Origin of the sequence: Flavobacterium sp. FlaQc-47, from assembly GCF_044006475.1 — a bacterium.
GTDB lineage: Bacteria > Bacteroidota > Bacteroidia > Flavobacteriales > Flavobacteriaceae > Flavobacterium.
Window position 1 is genome coordinate 748391 of the sequence record NZ_JBIPCQ010000001.1, and the last position, 20167, is coordinate 768557.

Below are 20167 nucleotides of genomic sequence, written 5' to 3' on the forward strand. Positions count from 1 at the left end.
AAAGGAAACTGTTTGTGAGAAAGTATAAAAGAGTTAGTAAGGCAGATTTATATTAATAACCTCTTTCAGAATAAATATTGAATTGCTGAAATGAAATTTCTCCAAAATCCTTAACAGTTTTGAGTTTGTCAACATTTGCAATTAAAGCTTCGGCATCTGGTGCAGAACTTGGATTGAGAATATAATTGATAAAATGATCTTTGTATAAATACCAGTTATTTTTGGCTTTATTGAATTTAAACGTTGTAATGTGTTCCCAATGATGTCCGCCCGAAATACGATGTTCAATAGAAAAATAACCGTTTTTGATGGCGATTGCATTAAAAGGATCTCCAAATAGACCACCGCAATCAATGCAATAAGCTGCATTTTCATTTTTATAAGCGAGTTTATAACTCCCATCCTTCTGACCTAATAAAAGTAATACAAGTCTTTTGTCCGGTTTGTTTTCATCCATATTTGACGTTGTTTCTTCGGTTGCTTTGCGCAAAACTAAGATACAATCGGCTATTTTGTCAAGATTTAAATCACCGTTTTGTTGTGCAATTGCATTGTAACCTTTTGGAATAAATGATTGCAGTTTTTTATTGGTAATAGTAATTGTTTCGTTGAAAGTATCGTGTTTTCGAGTGGTTTTCACCGATTTATTATTGGTTTTACCGGTTGATTTTTGTTGGGAAAAAGTCAGGTTCAGACTTAAAAGAAAGAATAAGAATAGGACAAATTTTTTCATTTTAGTTTTATTAAGTTAAAGGATGTTAGTTTACAGACTTTCTAAATTATCCCATTCGTATTCAATTTTGTTCAGTCTCATATAATACGGAATAAGAAGTAAAATTTCTATACGTAGTGAAAAATGACCATCCTTAGCAGTAAAAGGAAGCACAAACATTGAAATGACACAGATTACGACTCCGCAAACGGCATCAATTTTACCAATCGAGATTGCGTTGGGCTTTTCAAACCAAAGGGAATATGCTGCAAAACCTTTCAAAAGCATAACAGCAATGATAAATATTCCTGTTCCTGAGAAAGCTGTATCGCTTGAAAAGCCATACAGAGATATGTTTATATTTGGTACAAAAATGTTGGTGACAGCGGCACAAATAGCACAAACGGTCAAAATCATAAATATCCAGCAAAAAGTTTTAATCCACCATGGCAAAAGCTGTCTTCTGATAATTGGTGCTTTATCAAATTCATCAAAATGACTTTCTAATTCCTGATTCATATTCTGATTATGTATTTGTTAATGAGATTCAAAATTAGATTACCTGAGTAAAAATCAGAATTAAAATGGTTACTTGTATTCCCAGAATAATCCAGAAAAAATTTCTGCTTGGTTGCGAGACATTTTTTAATCCTGTAATGATTTTTTCTTTAATGATATCTGAAAAGCTTACTTTTTCATCGGAAAAATCAACATCATCCAGGCTTACTTTTTTAAAACCATAGATAATAATTTTCTTTAACCATTTGTTCTCTTTAGAATCTCTGATTTCCTGTAAAACCTTTAGTTTCAGTTTTGTGCTGTCAGTTCCTTTTTTTAATAAATCAGGTTGGTTTGTTTTTATTTTGCCGAGAACTTTGTCAATGATTGGATAAAGTAAAGCTTCACCTTTATCCGAGATTAATTTGTTAATGGTTTTTGATATTATGTATTTATTTCCGAGGGAAAACAATAGAAAAGGAAGTGCAAAAAGGCCAATAACGACCAAACTAAATCCGATAGGTCTAAGAGCAAATAATACTAATACTACTGCGCCTCCGCTTACATGACCCAATCCTGGACCAGAAGACGATTGATAAATAATGGCTGAAAGACTTAATACAGATAATAGTGCAATTAATATTTGCCCGATAATATTTATTTTAATAAAACTAAATGTTGCGCTGCTGAATAGTTTAGTAATGTATTTTAAATTGTCATTCATTGATTGTGGTATTTTTTTGACGGGTTAGTATTACGGGTAAAAATATAGAAAAAACAGTACAAAAAACGGAATGATTTTATTTATTCGGGTAAAGATTCTTTTTCTTCTCTGACATTTAGTTTTTTTACAATCCAGGGCAAAGTAAGTCCCTGACCAATTAAAGTTAATAAAACGACGGCTACAGAAATGAATATAATTACGTTTCGTTCCGGAAAAGGAGTTCCGTTTTCTAACTCCTTTGGTATACCAATAGCAATTGCCAGAGAAACTATTCCGCGCATTCCTGACCAGCTAAGTATAACACTATTATTGAAGTCTAATAAGGCATTTTCACTCACTTTTCGTTTTCCTTTTATAAAAGCTTTTTGAAGATTTATTTTCTGGAAAAATATTCTCACCATTCTAATAAGCAAAGCCACAATAGTGATGATAACAGCATATCCTATATAAGGTAAAATCATATTATCATCTATATTTTTTAAGATATATCTAAAGTTGAGTCCAATTAAAATGAAGATTAATCCATTTAATAGAAAAATTAGAATGTCCCATAAGCTTCTTGATTCTTTTTTTAGACTTTCAGGAAATATTTTTTTGCTAAAACGAGCAATTGCAAGTCCAAGAATAACTACTGCAATTACGCCGGAAACATGCAGCTGTTCTGCAATTAAATAGGTTACAAATGGCATTAATAACATAAAACTAATAGTAACATTTACATTTTTATGTACTCTGGTTAATATAAAGCTCAGGATTTTTGCCATTACAAAACCAACCAAAAAACCGCCGCCTAATAATACTAGAAATTGTAAAGTTGCTTTCCAAATTACAAAAGCTGACCCCATTACGGCAGCAACGGCAAAACGATATGCAACTAGTGCAGAAGCATCGTTAATTAAACTTTCGCCTTCGAGTATGGTAATGGTTTTATGCGGAATTCCAAGTCCTTTTGTGATGCTTATGGCTGCAACGGCATCTGTTGCAGAAAGTATTGCGCCTAATAAAAAGGCTAAAGGCCAGGTAATATTCGGGATCATATAATGGGCAACTACGCCAATCCAGAATGTAGTCAGGAAAACTAATGTTATCGCAAGCGTACCTATTGTATTGATGTTGGTTTTGAAATCTTTAGGAGATATATTAAAAGATGCGTCGTATAATAATGGAGGAAGAAAAATCAGAAATATAATTTCAGGATTTATTTCAATTTCGCCCATTGTTGGTATAAAACCAATTGCAATGCCTACGATCACAAGTAAAATAGGCTGGGGAAGTTTTATTTTATCAGCAAATGCTGAAAGACCAATTATGATGGCGAGTATAAAGATAATGATGCTGTAATTTTCCATTTTGGCTGATATTGAATTTTTAGGAAGTGGCTAATGTAAGTATTTAAGGATTTAATTGAAAATTTTGAAAGACATTATACTATCAAATTAGGATAAACTAATAATGAAACCGAAAAGCTTAGCCCTGATAGGAGCGGCATCCTTTTTCTGGCTTCTTTAGCTGGGAAAAGATATAGCGGATAGCAGGAAATGGCTTCTGATAATGACACGTAAAGTGCTGATATGCCACGAATGTCAGGTTTTTAAAATGTCATGTTGTCAGATAGTTTTAAATGTGCGGACAGTAAAACTGACAATTTACTTTGGTTTTTTATATTGGCACAAAGATTGACTTATGCCACCTGAGTTATTAAAATGTATATCAAAATTAAATATATAAAAAATGGGTAAAATAATCGGAATTGACTTAGGTACGACGAACTCTTGTGTTTCTGTAATGGAAGGTAACGAAGCAGTTGTTATTCCTAACGCAGAAGGAAAAAGAACAACGCCATCTATCATCGCTTTTGTTGAAGGTGGAGAAATTAAAGTGGGTGATCCTGCAAAAAGACAAGCGGTAACGAATCCTACAAAAACGATTGCTTCTATTAAACGTTTTATGGGACATACTTTTGCTGAGACGACAAACGAAGCAAAAAGAGTTTCTTATTCAGTTGTAAAAGGTGACAACAATACGCCACGTGTGGATATTGACGGTCGTTTATACACTGCTCAGGAATTGTCAGCAATGACTCTTCAAAAAATGAAAAAAACTGCTGAAGACTATTTAGGTCAAACTGTAACTGAAGCGGTTATTACTGTTCCTGCTTACTTTAACGATGCTCAACGTCAAGCTACGAAAGAAGCTGGAGAAATTGCTGGTCTTAAAGTTATGCGTATCATCAATGAGCCAACTGCTGCGGCACTTGCTTACGGATTAGATAAAAAAGGAACTGATCAAAAAATTGCTGTTTACGATTTAGGTGGAGGTACTTTTGATATCTCTGTTCTTGAATTAGGAGACGGTGTATTTGAAGTATTATCTACAAACGGAGATACTCACTTAGGTGGAGATGATTTTGACCACGAAATTATTGACTGGTTAGCTAATGAATTTTTAGCTGAAGAAGGTATTGATTTACGTCTTGACCCAATGTCATTGCAACGTTTGAAAGAAGCTGCAGAGAAAGCAAAAATTGAATTGTCTTCTTCTTCAGAAACTGAAATCAACTTGCCATACGTAACTGCTACTGCTTCAGGACCAAAACACTTAGTAAAAAAATTAACAAGAGCTAAATTTGAGCAATTAACTGATTCATTAGTTAAACGTTCTATGGAGCCAGTTGCTAAAGCATTAAAAGATGCAGGTTTAACTACATCTGATATTGACGAAGTTATCCTTGTTGGAGGTTCTACTCGTATGCCAAGAATTGCTGACGAAGTGGAGAAATTCTTTGGTAAAAAAGCGTCTAAAGGAGTTAATCCTGATGAGGTTGTTGCTATTGGAGCAGCTATTCAAGGTGGAGTTTTATCAGGAGATGTAAAAGATGTATTGTTACTTGACGTTACACCTTTATCTTTAGGTATTGAAACTATGGGTGGTGTTATGACTATCTTAATTGAGTCTAACACAACTATTCCAACTAAAAAATCTCAAGTATTCTCTACTGCTTCTGATTCTCAGCCATCTGTTGAGCTTCACGTATTGCAAGGAGCGAGAGCAATGGCTGTTGATAACAAAACTATCGGTCGTTTCCACTTAGATGGTATTCCACCAGCACCAAGAGGAGTTCCTCAAATTGAAGTTGCTTTTGATATTGATGCTAATGGTATCATCAAAGTAACTGCTACTGATAAAGGAACTGGAAAATCTCATGACATTCGTATCGAAGCTTCTTCTGGATTAACTTCTGAAGAAATCGAGAAAATGAAACAAGATGCTGAAGCTAATGCTGAATCTGACAAAATTGCAAGAGAAAGAGCTGAGAAAATAAATGAAGCTGACAGTACTATCTTCCAAACTGAAACTCAGTTGAAAGAGTTAGGGGATAAGATTACTGACGATCACAAAACTGCTATCGAGTTTGCTTTGACTGAGCTAAGATTTGCTCACCAATCTCAAGATCTTGAGGCTATCCAAAAAGGATTAGACAATGTGAACGCTGCATGGAAAACAGCTACCGAAGCGATGTATGCTCAAGGTGGTGATCAACAAGGTCAACAAGCTGCTCCACAACAAGAGCAATCTGGAGACAATGTTGAAGACGTTGAATTCGAAGAAGTCAAATAATTCTTCTTTCTAATAATATTGAAAAACCGAGTCAGAAATGACTCGGTTTTTTTTATGGTGGTATGTTGCGTTTAGGTTTTAAAACCGACAGGTTTTTCAAAATTGTTGATTTAATTAAAGTAGTAAAAACAATACAAATAAGCTAATTTTGTTCACGCATTTTTCAATTAAAATGACAAATGTCATTTCCCATTCAGATTCTTTTTCGTAATATTACTATTGAAAATATTTTTGAATGAGAAAGATAAAATACAAGAAAGGGCGGAAGCTTCAGCATGTCACTTTAGAGTATACCGGCTCACAAAAAGAGCTTGAAACAGAGATGCAGCTTTTTGTATATGATGATACAGATGTGATTGAATATGAGAAATTTACTGTTTTAGCATTAAATACATGTATTGATTACACTAAAAATAACTGGCTGAACATTCACGGATTAAACGATATCAATTTAATTAAAACAATTGGTGCACATTTTAAACTGGATGATTTTTTATTAGCAGATATTTTAAATACGACCAAAAGGACGAAGCTTGAAGAGCAAAGAGATATTTTGTTTTTTAATATAAAATCACTTTTACCTTCAGAATATTCAGATAATATAAGTGTTGAGCAAATTAGTTTTATTTTGAAAGACGGAATTCTTATCTCGTTTCAGGAAAAACGAAGTGATTTTTTTACCCATATTAGGGAGCGTCTTCGCACTCATGCGGGGATTGTAAGAACTAAAAGAGTCGATTATTTGCTGTATTTGTTATTAGATGCTGTAATGGAAAACTTTTACATTACAATTGAAGATGAAGAAGATAAAATCGAAGAATTAATTAATTTGACTAAAAAAGGTGCTGACCCTGTTATTTTAGAAAAGATTGAAAACCATCGTGATAATTTTAATTTTTTAAAGCGTTCTATTATTCCACTTCGTGATTCTTTGTATTATTTGAAAACGATAAAAGATGATGATACTTATAACGGTATTGAAAAAGAAACTTTCAGTTTTTTCATCAGATTGCATCAAAAAAGTCTTGAACTTTTAGAACAAATTGATTCGGATATGAGTTCCTTGGAAAGCGCTTCTAATTTTTATTTTTCGGAACAAAGTCGGAAAATGAATGAGATCATGAAAACCCTGACCATCATTTCGGCCATATTTATTCCTCTTACCTTTATAGTTGGAGTTTACGGAATGAACTTCGAATATATGCCCGAATTAAAAGCAAGAAACGGCTATTTTATTGTGATGGGCGGAATGGTTTTATTAGTGGTAGCATTGATTATCTATTTCAAAAAAAGGCGCTGGTTTTAGCGTTATTATACAATTTAAACATAAGTTCAAATATACATTATGAGTAAAGCAATATATATAGCCACAAGTGATCAAAATAGCGGAAAATCGATTATCACGCTCGGTTTAATGAGTATTTTGATTGGTAAAACGGCTAAAGTGGGATATTTTAGACCAATTATAGAAGATTTTGTAGATGGAGAATCAGACAATCATATAGAAACTGTTTTATCTTATTTTAATCTGGATATCAAGTTTGACGATGCGTATGCAATTACAAAAAGCAAACTGATCAAGAAGAAAAACAAAGGAAAAATTGGGGATGTTTTAGATTTAATTATCGAAAAATATAAAAAGCTTGAACAACGTTTTGATTTCGTTTTAGTAGAAGGAACAAGTTTTACAGGTGAAGGAACTTCGATAGAATTAGACCTGAATGTTTTAATTGCAAAAAACCTCGGAATTCCAACTATAATTATAGGTTCAGGAGTTGGTAAAACATTAGAAGAATTAGTAGACAGTCTTTATTTAATATACGATTCATTTAAAGTAAAAGATGTTGAGGTTTTATCTGTAATTGCTAATAAAGTTCAGTTCGAAAATATAGAACTGGTGACTCAGGGATTGCAAAAAAGCTTGCCTGCAAATGTTTTGATCAATACAATTCCGTTGATTTCAAGTTTGAATAATCCTACGATGCAGGAAATTGTAAATCAGCTTGACGCAAAAGTATTGTTTGGGAGTGCTTATCTAAACAATGAAATCGGGCATTTTAGCGTAGGAGCAATGCAGTTGCATAATTATCTGGTTCACTTAAATGATAATGCTTTAGTAATTACTCCCGGAGATCGTTCGGATATTATTTTAGGTGCTTTGCAAGCCAATGAATCTGCTAATTATCCCACTATTTCAGGAATTATCCTTACGGGAAATATTATTCCTGAAGATAGTATTTTAAAGCTTATCGAAGGGCTTTCTGCCATTGTACCAATTATTGCAGTTGATGGCGGAACGTATAGTATTACTAATAAAATTGGTTCTATAAGGTCAGAAATCTATGCAAATAACACACATAAAATAGAAACATCGATTAGTACTTTTGAGAAATATGTTGCTATAGATGATTTATCCGAAAGATTAATCACTTTTGTGCCTGAAGGAATGACGCCAAAAATGTTCCAGTATAATATGGTACAACGAGCAAAACAGCATCGAAAACATATTGTTTTGCCGGAAGGAAATGATGACAGAATCATTACGGCCGCTTCAAGATTGTTAGACATGGATGTAGTTGATATTTCGATAATTGGAGACAAAAAATATATTGAAAGTAAAGTTGCAGAACTTGGGATTACTTTTGATTTTTCAAAAGTCAATATTATTAATCCAAAAGAATCTGAGCTTTACGAAGATTATGCTAATACGTATTATGAACTTCGAAAAGCAAAGAATGTAAGTATTACGATGGCAAGGGATTTAATGGAAGATGTGTCTTATTTTGGTACAATGATGGTTTACAAAGGTCATGCTGACGGAATGGTTTCCGGAGCTGCACATACCACACAACATACTATTTTGCCGGCATTGCAATTCATTAAAACAAAACCAAATTCATCAGTAGTTTCATCTGTGTTTTTTATGTGTTTAGAAGACAGGGTTTCTGTTTTTGGAGATTGTGCTATCAATCCAAACCCAACTGCAGAGCAACTGGCAGAAATCGCTATTTCATCTGCTGAATCGAGTTCGGCTTTCGGAATAGAACCCAAAATAGCCATGCTTTCTTATTCTTCGGGAGCATCCGGAAAAGGAGATGAAGTAGATAAAGTCAGAACTGCAACCGAAATCGTAAAACAAAAACGTCCCGATTTAAAAATTGAAGGACCTATTCAATATGATGCCGCGGTTGATAAAGTAGTTGGGAAAAGTAAAATGCCGGATTCTGAAGTAGCAGGACAAGCGAGCGTACTTATTTTTCCGGACTTAAATACAGGAAATAATACGTATAAAGCCGTGCAAAGAGAAACCGGAGCATTAGCAATTGGTCCAATGTTACAAGGTTTAAACAAGCCTGTAAACGATTTAAGCCGTGGTTGTACCGTTGACGATATTATAAACACGGTTGTAATTACAGCGATTCAGGCGCAGGGACTTTAATTAATTGTGATTTATTAGTTATGAATTTTGAGTTAAAAATTATGACCCAAAGTGCATGAAAAAAATCCGTTTTTATCCGCGTTTTGCTTTAGCAATCTGTGTCATTCGCGTTCAATTTTGGCTTTATATAAAATAAATTAAAAAAACTTAGCAACTTATAGACTCAGCATCTTAGCAACTTTAAAAAAAATGAAAATATTAATTATCAATTCAGGAAGTTCATCAATAAAATATCAATTAATGATTATGCCAACAAATGAAGTAATTTGTTCCGGTATGATTGATAGAATTGGCTTGGAAACTTCGAATATTACGTTTAAAACCGCTGCAAATTCAATAGAAGAATTATTGCCAATTGAAACTCATAAAGTAGGATTGCAAAAAGTAGCCGAAATGCTTTTAGATCCCGAAAAAGGAGTTATAAAATCAACTTCAGAGATTGGAGCAGTTGGTCATCGAGTAGTACACGGCGGAAGTTATTTCTCTGACACGACAGTAATTACTGAAGAAGTAAAGGAAAAAATAAAAGAACTTTCAGAATTAGCTCCATTGCATAATCCGGCGCATTTAGTTGGAATAAATGTTGCCGAAGAAATTTTTTCGACAGCAAAACAAGTGGCTGTTTTTGACACTGCTTTTCATCAGACAATTCCGGTTGAAGCACATAAATATGCGATTCCGAATTATCTTTTAACCGAAAATAAAGTTAGGGTTTACGGCTTTCATGGAACAAGTCATAAATATGTATCGGAAAAAGCAATTGAAAATTTAGAAAAAAGTTCAAAAATAATTACCATTCACTTAGGAAATGGGTGTAGTATGACCGCAATAAAGGACGGAAAAAGTATGGACCATACAATGGGTTTTTCTCCGGCAAATGGCTTAATAATGGGAACACGCGCGGGAGATATTGATCAGTCGGTGATTTTTTATATGGTTAAAAATCTTGGATATTCTGCTGATGAAGTAAATTCAATTTTGTTAAAACAAAGCGGAATGCTTGGACTTACGGGCTATAGTGATTTACGCGATATCGAATTAGAAGCAGCAAAAGGCAATAAAGATTGTCAATTAGCTTTATTGATGAATGCCTACAGAATTAGAAAATTTATTGGTTCATACGCAGCAGCATTAAATGGTTTAGATGCTATTATTTTTACTGCCGGAATTGGTGAAAATTCATCTTATATGCGTCAATTGGTTTGTACTGATATGGATTATTTTGGAATTGAATTGGATGAGGAAAAAAATAAAATTCGCTCTAAAGAAATTAGAGAAATAAGCAAACCAAATTCAAGAACAAAAGTTTTGGTTATACCAACAGACGAAGAATATGAAATAGCCAATCAGGTATATCAATTGCTTCAAAATTAAAAATAGTTTAGTTTATAAAGCTCCTTAATCGAGGAGCTTTTTTTATGCCTTTAGATTAAATATTTGTCAGTATCTTTGAATATAAATCCGAATATTTTGAAATCGATACTTTTAAAACTTCTTTTCTTCTTTTTCATTGCTTCACAAATAAAAGCACAAGAATTACTTCCTTTCGTAGAAAATTATAATAAATCAGATTACCAGGGTGACAATCAAATATGGAATGTTGCTCAGGGGAAAGATAACGCCATGTATTTTGCTAATAATCACTATTTATTGCGCTATGACGGCGTGATGTGGGAAAAATATACATTACCCAATAAAACCATTATCCGCTCGATTATGATCGAAGGAGATAAAATTTATTCCGGCTCTTATAAGGAATTTGGTTATTGGTACAGGAAAGAAGGTAAAATGCATTATGTTTCGATTACTAAAAATTTACGTTTATTTGATGAAAAAGACAATGAGGAAATTTGGAAGATTTTCAGATTTAACGGATCTGTTTATTTTCAGTCGTTTAATGACATTTTTATTTACGATGGAAAACATATTCAAAAAATTAAATTTCCTTTTTTAATATCATATTGTTTTATAATTGATAAGAATGTTTATGTTGCCTCTGTAGAAAGAGGTCTTTTTAGATTAGATGGCTCAAAAATCACGAACCCAAAAGGCTGGAATATCTTAAAAAATACAGTTGTTCATGCCATTGAAAAATATCAGAATAAAACTTATATTTTTACTCAGAAAAAAGGAATTTTTATAGTTGAAAAAAATGGTTTAACACCTTGGAACAATCCATTAAATGAAACTCTAAAAGATGCAACTATTAATGTCGCTAAATTTATTAAAAATAATAAACTAGCCATAGGAACCGGAAACAGAGGTCTTTTTATTTATGACTATACTACAAATACCTATAAAAATATCGACAGGAATAATGTCTTAATGAATAACTCGATTTTAAGCATTGGATCTGATAAAGAAAATGATTTATGGCTGGGCTTGGATAACGGAATTGCACATGTTGAGGTAAATTCCCCAATATCATTTTTTTACGATAATTCAGGACTTCTGGGTTCTGTTTATTCCGTTGCAACAACTAATAAAGGTTATTTAATAGCTTCAAACCATGGTGTTTTTGAATTTGATTCGGGTAAATTTCACATGATGCCCAATACTCAGGGACAGGCATGGAATATTACTAAAATAGGGAACAAATATATTATAGGACATAACGATGGTACGTTTTGTTATGAAAATGGGGCATTGTCAAAAATAAATAATATCAATGGCGGTTGGAATTTATCCAAAAGCATCATAAATAATACATACTTTCAATCAACTTACAGTGGTATTTTAGTTTATGATAATATTTCTCAACTTACTCAAAATAAAAAAATTCAGGATCTTTCGAAACCAATAAAATATGTGGCTCAGAACAAAAAGAATGAAATTTGGGCTGCGGATAATTACAGAGGACTTTACCGCGTTTTATACGATGATAATTTTAAAACTAAAAAAGTTGAGAATATTACACAGCAAAGCAAAATTAAAAATGATTTTGGAGTTAAGATTTTTGAATTTAGAAATGAGATACTTTTTTTAATTAACAATTCCTGGTACACTTATAATTCTATAACGAATAAACTTCAGGAAAACGAACTTTTTAATCTTAATTTCAAAAATATAAGTGATGTTGTAAATATTGATGAAGATCATTTTATGGTTCTTCAAAATGGAATTTTATATCATATTCAGGCAAACGGAAACAAATTTGTCTGGAATATTATTCAGGAGAAATATTATAAAGGAACATTGATCAATGATAATTTAAGAATTTTTAAAACTGAAAATCATTATTTACTAAATCTGGATGATGGATTTATTTCCCTTCAATTAAAATATGAAAACAAGCAGAATTCAGATGTAAAAATAGAAGCATTTAATTCCGAAAATTTAGTTGAAAACCAATCCAAAATTAAATACAATACTGAACTTAAAATAAATGTAATCTCTGGAATTTATGGTGCCAGTAAACCCAATTTATTTTACAAACTTGATAAAAATTCAGATTTCATTCAAATTTCAAACGGATTAATTGTTCTGAATAATTTAAATAGCGGTAATCATTCTATTTTGATTTATAAGCACGATGGGGCGAATTACGAAAAAGTTTCTGGTTTTGATTTTAAAGTTGCTGAACCCTGGTATTTTTCCTTTTGGATGGTTTTGTTGTATATATTAATAGTAGGAGCAGTTTTGTTTTTCTACTATAAATGGAACAAACTTCGTTATCTGCAAAAATTGAAATTGCAGGCTGAAGAATTGAAACATCAGCGAGAAATTCTGGAAATGGAACTCAAAGCAGAAAATGAATTAAATGTTCAGGAATATCAAAAACACATATTAGAACTGGAGTTACAGACAAAGTCTTCTGAAGTTGCAGGTAAATCTTTATCTATAGCAAAGCAAAGTGAAATGATTGAGAATATTCAAAGTATTTTAAATTCTGAAAAAGATTTTAATAAGCTAAAAAGTGAAATCAAGAAAGCAATTAAAATAAATGAAGTCAATAAACACGAATGGGAAATCTTCGAAACAAATCTGAATCAGATTCACAATGAATTTATTATTAATCTTTCAAAAAAATACCCAAACCTTACTCCAAAAGATATAAAATTGTGCATTTATCTTAAAATGAATCTCTCTTCAAAAGAGATTGCACCCATGATGAATATCTCTTTTAGAGGCGTTGAACTACACCGATATCGCTTAAGAAAGAAGTTAGGCCTCTCTCAGGACGAAAATCTCTCAAAGTTTTTATTAAGTCTGTAAGATTCGTATTTAATTTTTAAGGATATTATATTTTTACTCTGCATTTTTTACATAATTCCAATACATCATTACTACATCATAACGTTATGTTAACATATAAAAATTAACATTTAATTACCTTATTTTTAATTACATATATTAATTTTTTAACATAATGATGTAGTTATGTTGTAGTAGGTAATGATGTACTACAACGTTGTAATTGTTTAATTTGGCTCTACTAACTTAAACGATTACAAACTGTATGAAAAATTTTATTTTTAGCTTTTTAGCACTTTTGCTTCTTCCGGCTTACATGTCTGGACAAGCAATTAAAGGAAAAGTAGTAGACAGTAGTGGAATGGGAATTCCGGGAGCAGTTATTAGTGCTTCTAATTCCAGAACTTCAACTGATGCTGATTTCGACGGAAATTTTACAATAAACGCCAAAGAGGGAGAGATTTTAAAAGTCTCGATGTTAGGTTTTGATGCTGCATCAATAGCAGCAACAACTGCACCTATGACAATTACATTAAAAGAAGCTGGTGATACAGCATTAAAAGAAGTAGTTGTTATTGGATACGGAACAAGAAAGAAAATAGATAATACTTCGGCTATTACTTCCCTTAAAGCTGAGGATGTTACAAGAACAAAAGTTTTAAATGCTTCACAGGCAATTCAGGGTAAAGCAGCGGGGGTTCAGGTAACTTCTTCAGATGTGCCAGGAAGTACACCTTCTGTAGTTATTAGAGGTCTAGGTACCGCATTAGGAGGAAGAAATCCTTTATATATTGTTGACGGAATGCCAACAGACAACATCAATAATATCAATACAAACGATATTACATCGTACGAAATTCTTAAAGATGCTTCATCTCTTGCTATTTATGGTACCAGAGCTGCAAATGGAGTTATCATTATTACTACTAAAAAAGGTAAAGGAGACAAGATTTCGGTAGAGATAGAAAGTTTTGGAGGTATTAGAACACCGCTTAAAAAAGTAAAAATGGCTGATGCTAATCAATATGCAACCTATACTAATGCTTCTTTAGGAACAAACAAATTTTCAACAAACCAGCCAGTTAACACAAATTGGTTTGATGAAATTACAAGAACAGGGACTTACACTCAAAACAACATTTCTATTTCTGGAGCTTCAGAAAATGTTAAATACTTTTTTAGTGCAGGTAACTATGAGGAAAAGGCAGTTCTTAATGGTTTAGATTACAGCCGTACAAGTTTTAGAAATAATAATGAATTTAAACTTTCTAAAAAAGTTACTTTAAATCAGAATTTTAGCTTTACATCGGCTAATTCTACACCTAAGCCATTAGGTGCGTTTACAAATGCATACAAGCAATCACCAATCGTTCCCGTTCGTTTTGCAAATGGTCAATATGGAGCACCTTTTGCAGATGCAAGCGGAGTAGCAAGCCCAACAGGTACTTCATTTAACAATGTAGGTAACCCTGTAGCACAATTAGATTTTTATAATGAAGAACAAAGAAGTACTACGCTTCAAGGAGGTTTGAAATTAGATTATGAAATCCTAACAGGTTTAAAGTTTACTTCACAATTTAATGGTGAATACTATAGTTGGAAAAATTATAATTTCGAGGATAGTAAAAATAGTTGGTTAGCAGCTAATCCAACTCGTAAAGATGCAGATTATTCAAGTACTGATCCTATCAATTTATTGACTAGAGGCAGAGAGCAGTATTTTAACTGGAACTTGTCTAATTATTTGACTTATAATAAAGTATTTGCTCAAATTCATGATGTTGAATTAACAGCAGGTATTGAAACTTCTGTAAGAGGACCAAGAGAAAAATTAGTAATCACAAGAAAAAATGTAAGTCCTGATTCTAACTATTGGTCTTTATATAATGCAACAGACGCAAAAGGTGTAGATTACTCAGGTACTGTTACAAATTTACAAGATATTGTATTCAACGAAAGTAAGTTAGCTTCTTATTTTGGACGTTTTCAATACAAATTAATGGACAGATATTTAGTAACTGGAACTATTAGACGTGACGGATCTTCAAACTTTGCAAAAGATTATCGTTGGGGAACTTTTCCATCTGTAGGTCTTGGTTGGATTATGACAAAAGAAAGTTTCTTGTCAGATATTAAAGGAGTTGATTTAATCAAATTAAGAGGAAGCTGGGGTAAATTAGGTAATCAAAATGTACCATTAAACAGTCAAAGCTATAATTCTGGATTAAATAGTTATTTAGGAGGTTCAATTTTAAATGAAGGAACAAGTATCACTTCTCAAATTGACCCTACTTTAACATGGGAGATTACTGAAGAATCTTCTGCGGGTTTAGATTTCGAATTTTTAGGCAGCAAATTAAAAGGATCGTTTGATGTTTATAACAAAAATACAGATAACGTAATTTTATATGTAAAACCTTATCCAACTTCTGGAATTACAACAGCTTCCCCTTCTCATGTTGGTGAAGTTTCAAACAAAGGTTATGAAATCTCATTACGTTGGGATGATAAAATTACTGATAATTTAAGCTACTGGGTTGGAGGGAACTTCTCTCATAACAAAAATGAACTTACAAGTTTAAAAGATGTTTCGTTATCTCAGGTCATTGGAGGTAATTTAGGAAATGGTCAAGACACTAAATTGTTATACAATAACTCAATTGGCCAGCCATTAGGTAGTTTTTATCTTTATGAGTATGCAGGTGTAGATGCAGCAAATGGAAACATGCTTTATTATAATGCTGCTGGTGCTAAAGTAACTCAGGATGCTCTATCTGCAACAGCTGATAAAAAATATACAGGATCAATTTTACCAAAAGCTAACTACGGAATTTCTCTAGGATTGGTTTACAAAAGCATTGATTTCTCAGTTGACGGATATGGTACTGGTGGAGCAAAAGTATATAATGGTAAAAAAGCACAGCGTTTTGGAGGTGAAAATATTGAAGCTTCTATGACAAATGATTATTGGACACCTACAAATACAACATCGGCAAATCCAAGACCATTTAATACTGTTCCTGTTGCTTCAACTTATTATATGGAATCTGCAGATTTCTTTAGAATCAACAATATCACATTAGGATACAAACTTCCTATTAAAGAAGATCAATTTATTAGTTCTTGCAGAATTTATCTTAATGCTATCAATCCGTTTATTACACAGAAATATTCTGGTTTCTCTCCTGAGTTAAATGGAGATGGTAATCCTTACGGAACACAAGGTGTTGAATTGGATGCCTACCCAACATTAAGATCATTTGTAATTGGTGCTAATTTAAAATTTTAATATTATGAAAAAAATATATATATCAATCTTTGTGTTATCGGCATTTACTTTTACAGGATGTGCTGATGATTACCTAGATGTTAAACAAACTGAGACTATTTCTACAGATGATATCGAGTTGTTTAACAATGACAACGGGGCAAAAACATTTGTTACCTCAATCTACAGTAAATTTTTAGACTGGGATATGAGTTCATTCGGGTGGATTGGATTAGCCAGCATTACATCTGATGATGCAGACAAAGGTTCTACTCCAAGTGATACGGGTACTGATAAAGATGTTTTGGATGCTTTAAGTTACAATGCATCAAATCCATCTGCAGAAAGTACATTCAATGCAAATTATGATGGGATTAACAGATGTAACCAGGCATTAGCTGTTCTTCCTAAATTGGATAAAGCTGATCCTGCATTAAGAGAAAGATTAATGGGCGAAGCAAAATTTTTAAGAGCTTTCATGTACTTTACATTGGTAAAATGTTATGGAGGTGTGCCAATTGTTGATCGCATATCAAAAATTCCATTATCAGCAGAAGACAAAACAATGCAGTTAACGCGTAAAACTGCTGCTGAAGTTTATGCTTTTATCGAAAAAGATTTAACTGAAGCTGCATCAGTTTTGCCTAATAAATCAGAATATGCTGCAGATGAAAAAGCTAGAGCTTCAAAAGGAGCGGCGTATGCTTTACTAGCAAAAGTAAATCTATATCAAAAAAATTGGCAAAAAGTAGTTGATAACGCCAATTTAGTTACAGGATATATTATTTCTCCGGATTATGCTAAAATGTTTAGACTTGAAGGAGAAAATGATGGAGAATCTATTTTTGAAATTAATGGTGTAGGTTCTGTACCTGCTCGTGGAATTCAAGGTTATTCTAATGTTCAGGGTGCTCGTGATGCATGGGGATGGGGATTCAATCAACCTTCTCAAAGTTTAGTAAATGCTTATGAAGCTGGAGATGTTAGAAAAAATGCGACAATTATTTTTAGAGGTACAACTTTATATGACGGAAGAGAGATTCCTGTGATAAGTGCAGACGATCCTAATCCAAGATATAACTTAAAAGCGTATTCTTCTGCCTATACAAGTGCATGGGAAACAGATGCTAATATCAAATATTTAAGATACGCTGAAGTATTATTAATGAAAGCAGAAGCTTTAAATGAATTAAGTCAGACACCAGATGCAATTGCATTGTTAAACATAATCAGACACAGAGCTGGTTTAGGTGATACTCCTGCAACTTCTCAGGGAGCAGTTCGAACTGCAATCTGGAAAGAAAGAAGAGTTGAGTTGGCGTTCGAATTTGACAGATTCTTTGATTTAGTTAGAACAGGTCAGGCCAAAGGTGCTTTTGCAGCTGATAAGAGCGCAGATTTTCCTAATGGAAGAGTATTTACAGTAGGTAAAAATGAATTGTTTCCAATTCCATCATCATTCCTTTTGATAGCTGAAGGAATGTCTTCTCAAAATCCAGGTTATAATTAATATTCTTATTATCACTTCCTTCTAGTTTCTAGGAGGGAGTGATTATTTATTACAATTTCAAATTTTTTTATAATGGTTAGAATTTCAGTTTTATTATTAGTTTTTAGTTTTTTTGGTTGCGGAGGTAATTCGAAAAAATCAAAAGAAAATGAAGGAGAGAAAAATGTTACTACTGTAAAATTGACAGATGAAGAACTTTTAGCAACAGTTCAAAAACAAACTTTTAAATATTTTTGGGATTATGCTGAGCCAAATTCGGGATTAGCAAGAGAACGTTTTCATCCGGATGGGATTTACCCTGAAAATGATCCAAACATAGTAACAACCGGAGGTTCAGGTTTTGGATTAATGGCAATTGTTTCAGGAATGTCACAAGGATATGTTACAAAAGAAAAAGGAGTAGAGAGACTGAACAAAATTGCTGACTTTTTAGGCAAAGCAGATCGTTTTCACGGAGCATGGTCACATTGGATAGACGGAAATACCGGAAAAGTAAAGCCTTTTGGAACCAAGGATAATGGTGGCGACTTAGTCGAAACATCATTTTTGGTTGCAGGAATCATTACTGTTCGCGAATATCTAAAAGACGGTTCGGAGAGTGAGAAAGCAGTAGCTCAAAAATATGATGCACTTTGGAAAGGAGTGGACTGGCAATGGTACACAAACAAAAAAAACGTTTTGTATTGGCATTGGTCGCCAACATACGACTGGCAAATGAATTTTCCGCTTGAAGGATATAACGAATGTTTGATTACGTATGTTCTGGCAGCCTCTTCACCAACACATACAATAGATCCAAAAGTGTATCATGAAGGCTGGGCGAGAAGTGGTAAAATTGTTTCATCTAAAACAAAATATAATATTCCGTTAGTGCTAAAGCATAATGGAGCAGATGAATTTGGCGGACCATTATTCTGGGCGCATTATTCATATGTTGGACTGGATCCAAACCAATTAACAGATAAATATGCCAATTATTGGGATTTGAATGTGAACCAGACAAAAATCAATTACGAATATTGTGTTGAAAATCCAGGAAAAGTAAAAGGTTACGGACCGGATTATTGGGGATTATCCGCATCATATTCCAGAAATCCTGATGGATCAATAGGATACAATGCTCATATGCCAAGTAATGATCAGCAAGTAATTTCTCCAACAGCTGCAATAAGTTCTATTGTTTATACTCCAAAAGAATCTATGGCTGTGATAAGAAACCTTTATGACAATCATAAAAATCTAACTTGGGGAGAAGCTGGTTTTTATGACGCTCTTAGTTTAGGCAATGATAATTGGGTAGCAAAACGCTATTTAGCAATCGATCAGGGACCTGAAGTAGTCATGATCGAAAATTACCGCACAGGTTTATTGTGGAAATTATTTATGAATGCTCCGGAAGTAAAGCAAGGTTTAGTAAAACTTGGATTTAAATCCGGGAAATACGGTTTCTAATAACATTGTAAAATGAAAAACAAATTAGCGTTACTAATGTTGCTTTTTTCGGTAATAGGTTTTGCACAAACTGAACTAACCGGAACAATTAAAACCGAAGTCGTGGTAAAACATGAATTGGGTTATGCATTACGCAAACCGGCGAATACAAAAGATAAAAAGCCATTAATAGTTTTTATTTCAGGTGATGGTGAAAAAGGGACAGATATTGAAAAAGTAAAAATTAACGGTCCATTAAAATATTTAAAAACGCATCAATTAGATGCTTATGTTCTGGCTCCGCAATGCAAAGAAAATGAAAATTGGGATATTGAATCGATTAATCAATTGATTTTAAAAATTCAAAAAGAGAATAAAATTGATCCTGACAGAATATACGTTACAGGTTTAAGTTCAGGTGGTTGGGCAGCATGGAATTTGGCACTTACATATCCGGACAAATTTGCGGCAGTAGTACCAATTTCAGGTTTCGTTGATTTGATAGCCCTGGAGAGTTCCTGTAAAATTGCCCCTATTCCAACAAGAATTTTTCACGGATTACTAGATGATGTTGTAAAAGTAGATTATGCAATAACCATTTATAAAGAATTAAAAAAGTGCAATGCCAAAGACGTTCAATTGACCATTTTTGATGATGCGGGACATGATAGCTGGACAAGAGTTTATGACAATCCTGAAATTTATGACTGGATGTTTAAACAGATAAAAACAAATACGAACAAGTAAAGATAATAGAATGAAATCGCAATGAT

General features: G+C 32.9%; 13 protein-coding genes. 9 read left to right on the forward strand and 4 right to left on the reverse strand.

The features are described 5' to 3' along the window. Positions 1–52: 52 nt before the first annotated feature. From ACHRVX_RS03040 to ACHRVX_RS03055, 4 genes are all read right to left on the reverse strand, one after another. The gene (locus tag ACHRVX_RS03040) at positions 53–733 is read right to left on the reverse strand and encodes a hypothetical protein (RefSeq protein ID WP_395329012.1); all 681 of its coding nucleotides are present in this window, start codon (positions 731–733) and stop codon (positions 53–55) included. Positions 734–763: 30 nt separating this feature from the next. Continuing rightward, complete coding sequence (locus ACHRVX_RS03045) at positions 764–1231, reverse strand: hypothetical protein (protein WP_395329015.1); 468 nt, start codon at positions 1229–1231, stop codon at positions 764–766. 34 nt (positions 1232–1265) lie between these two features. Further along, positions 1266–1934: a hypothetical protein gene (locus tag ACHRVX_RS03050; RefSeq protein WP_395329017.1), complete on the reverse strand. Its 669-nt coding sequence runs from the start codon at positions 1932–1934 to the stop codon at positions 1266–1268. 80 nt (positions 1935–2014) lie between these two features. Beyond that, entirely contained in the window at positions 2015–3283 is a 1269-nt protein-coding gene (locus tag ACHRVX_RS03055) for a Na+/H+ antiporter (RefSeq protein WP_395329020.1), read from the reverse strand. Positions 3284–3665: 382 nt separating this feature from the next. Here ACHRVX_RS03055 and dnaK point away from each other — a divergent pair, with 382 nt between their 5' ends. From dnaK to ACHRVX_RS03100, 9 genes are all read left to right on the forward strand, one after another. Beyond that, positions 3666–5552 (forward strand): molecular chaperone DnaK, encoded by a 1887-nt coding sequence (gene dnaK / locus ACHRVX_RS03060; protein ID WP_395329022.1) that lies wholly within the window; start codon positions 3666–3668, stop codon positions 5550–5552. Positions 5553–5787: 235 nt separating this feature from the next. Continuing rightward, positions 5788–6858, forward strand: coding sequence for a magnesium/cobalt transporter CorA (gene corA, locus ACHRVX_RS03065; RefSeq protein WP_395329025.1), 1071 nt, complete (start codon positions 5788–5790; stop codon positions 6856–6858). Positions 6859–6897: 39 nt separating this feature from the next. Further along, the gene (gene pta / locus ACHRVX_RS03070; RefSeq protein WP_395329028.1) at positions 6898–8991 is read left to right on the forward strand and encodes a phosphate acetyltransferase; all 2094 of its coding nucleotides are present in this window, start codon (positions 6898–6900) and stop codon (positions 8989–8991) included. Between the two features lie 189 nt (positions 8992–9180). Further along, positions 9181–10365, forward strand: coding sequence for an acetate/propionate family kinase (locus ACHRVX_RS03075; RefSeq protein WP_395329031.1), 1185 nt, complete (start codon positions 9181–9183; stop codon positions 10363–10365). A gap of 96 nt (positions 10366–10461) precedes the next feature. Beyond that, entirely contained in the window at positions 10462–13206 is a 2745-nt protein-coding gene (locus ACHRVX_RS03080; RefSeq protein ID WP_395329033.1) for a histidine kinase, read from the forward strand. 244 nt (positions 13207–13450) lie between these two features. After that, positions 13451–16474, forward strand: a complete 3024-nt coding sequence (locus ACHRVX_RS03085; protein WP_395329036.1) for a SusC/RagA family TonB-linked outer membrane protein — start codon at positions 13451–13453, stop codon at positions 16472–16474. A gap of 4 nt (positions 16475–16478) precedes the next feature. Further along, positions 16479–17963, forward strand: coding sequence for a RagB/SusD family nutrient uptake outer membrane protein (locus ACHRVX_RS03090; protein ID WP_395329039.1), 1485 nt, complete (start codon positions 16479–16481; stop codon positions 17961–17963). Positions 17964–18035: 72 nt separating this feature from the next. Continuing rightward, a complete protein-coding gene (locus tag ACHRVX_RS03095; RefSeq protein WP_395329042.1) occupies positions 18036–19415 on the forward strand; it encodes a glucoamylase family protein in 1380 nt (459 codons plus the stop codon). A gap of 12 nt (positions 19416–19427) precedes the next feature. Beyond that, positions 19428–20141: a prolyl oligopeptidase family serine peptidase gene (locus ACHRVX_RS03100; RefSeq protein WP_395329045.1), complete on the forward strand. Its 714-nt coding sequence runs from the start codon at positions 19428–19430 to the stop codon at positions 20139–20141. The last annotated feature ends 26 nt before the right edge of the window (positions 20142–20167 follow it).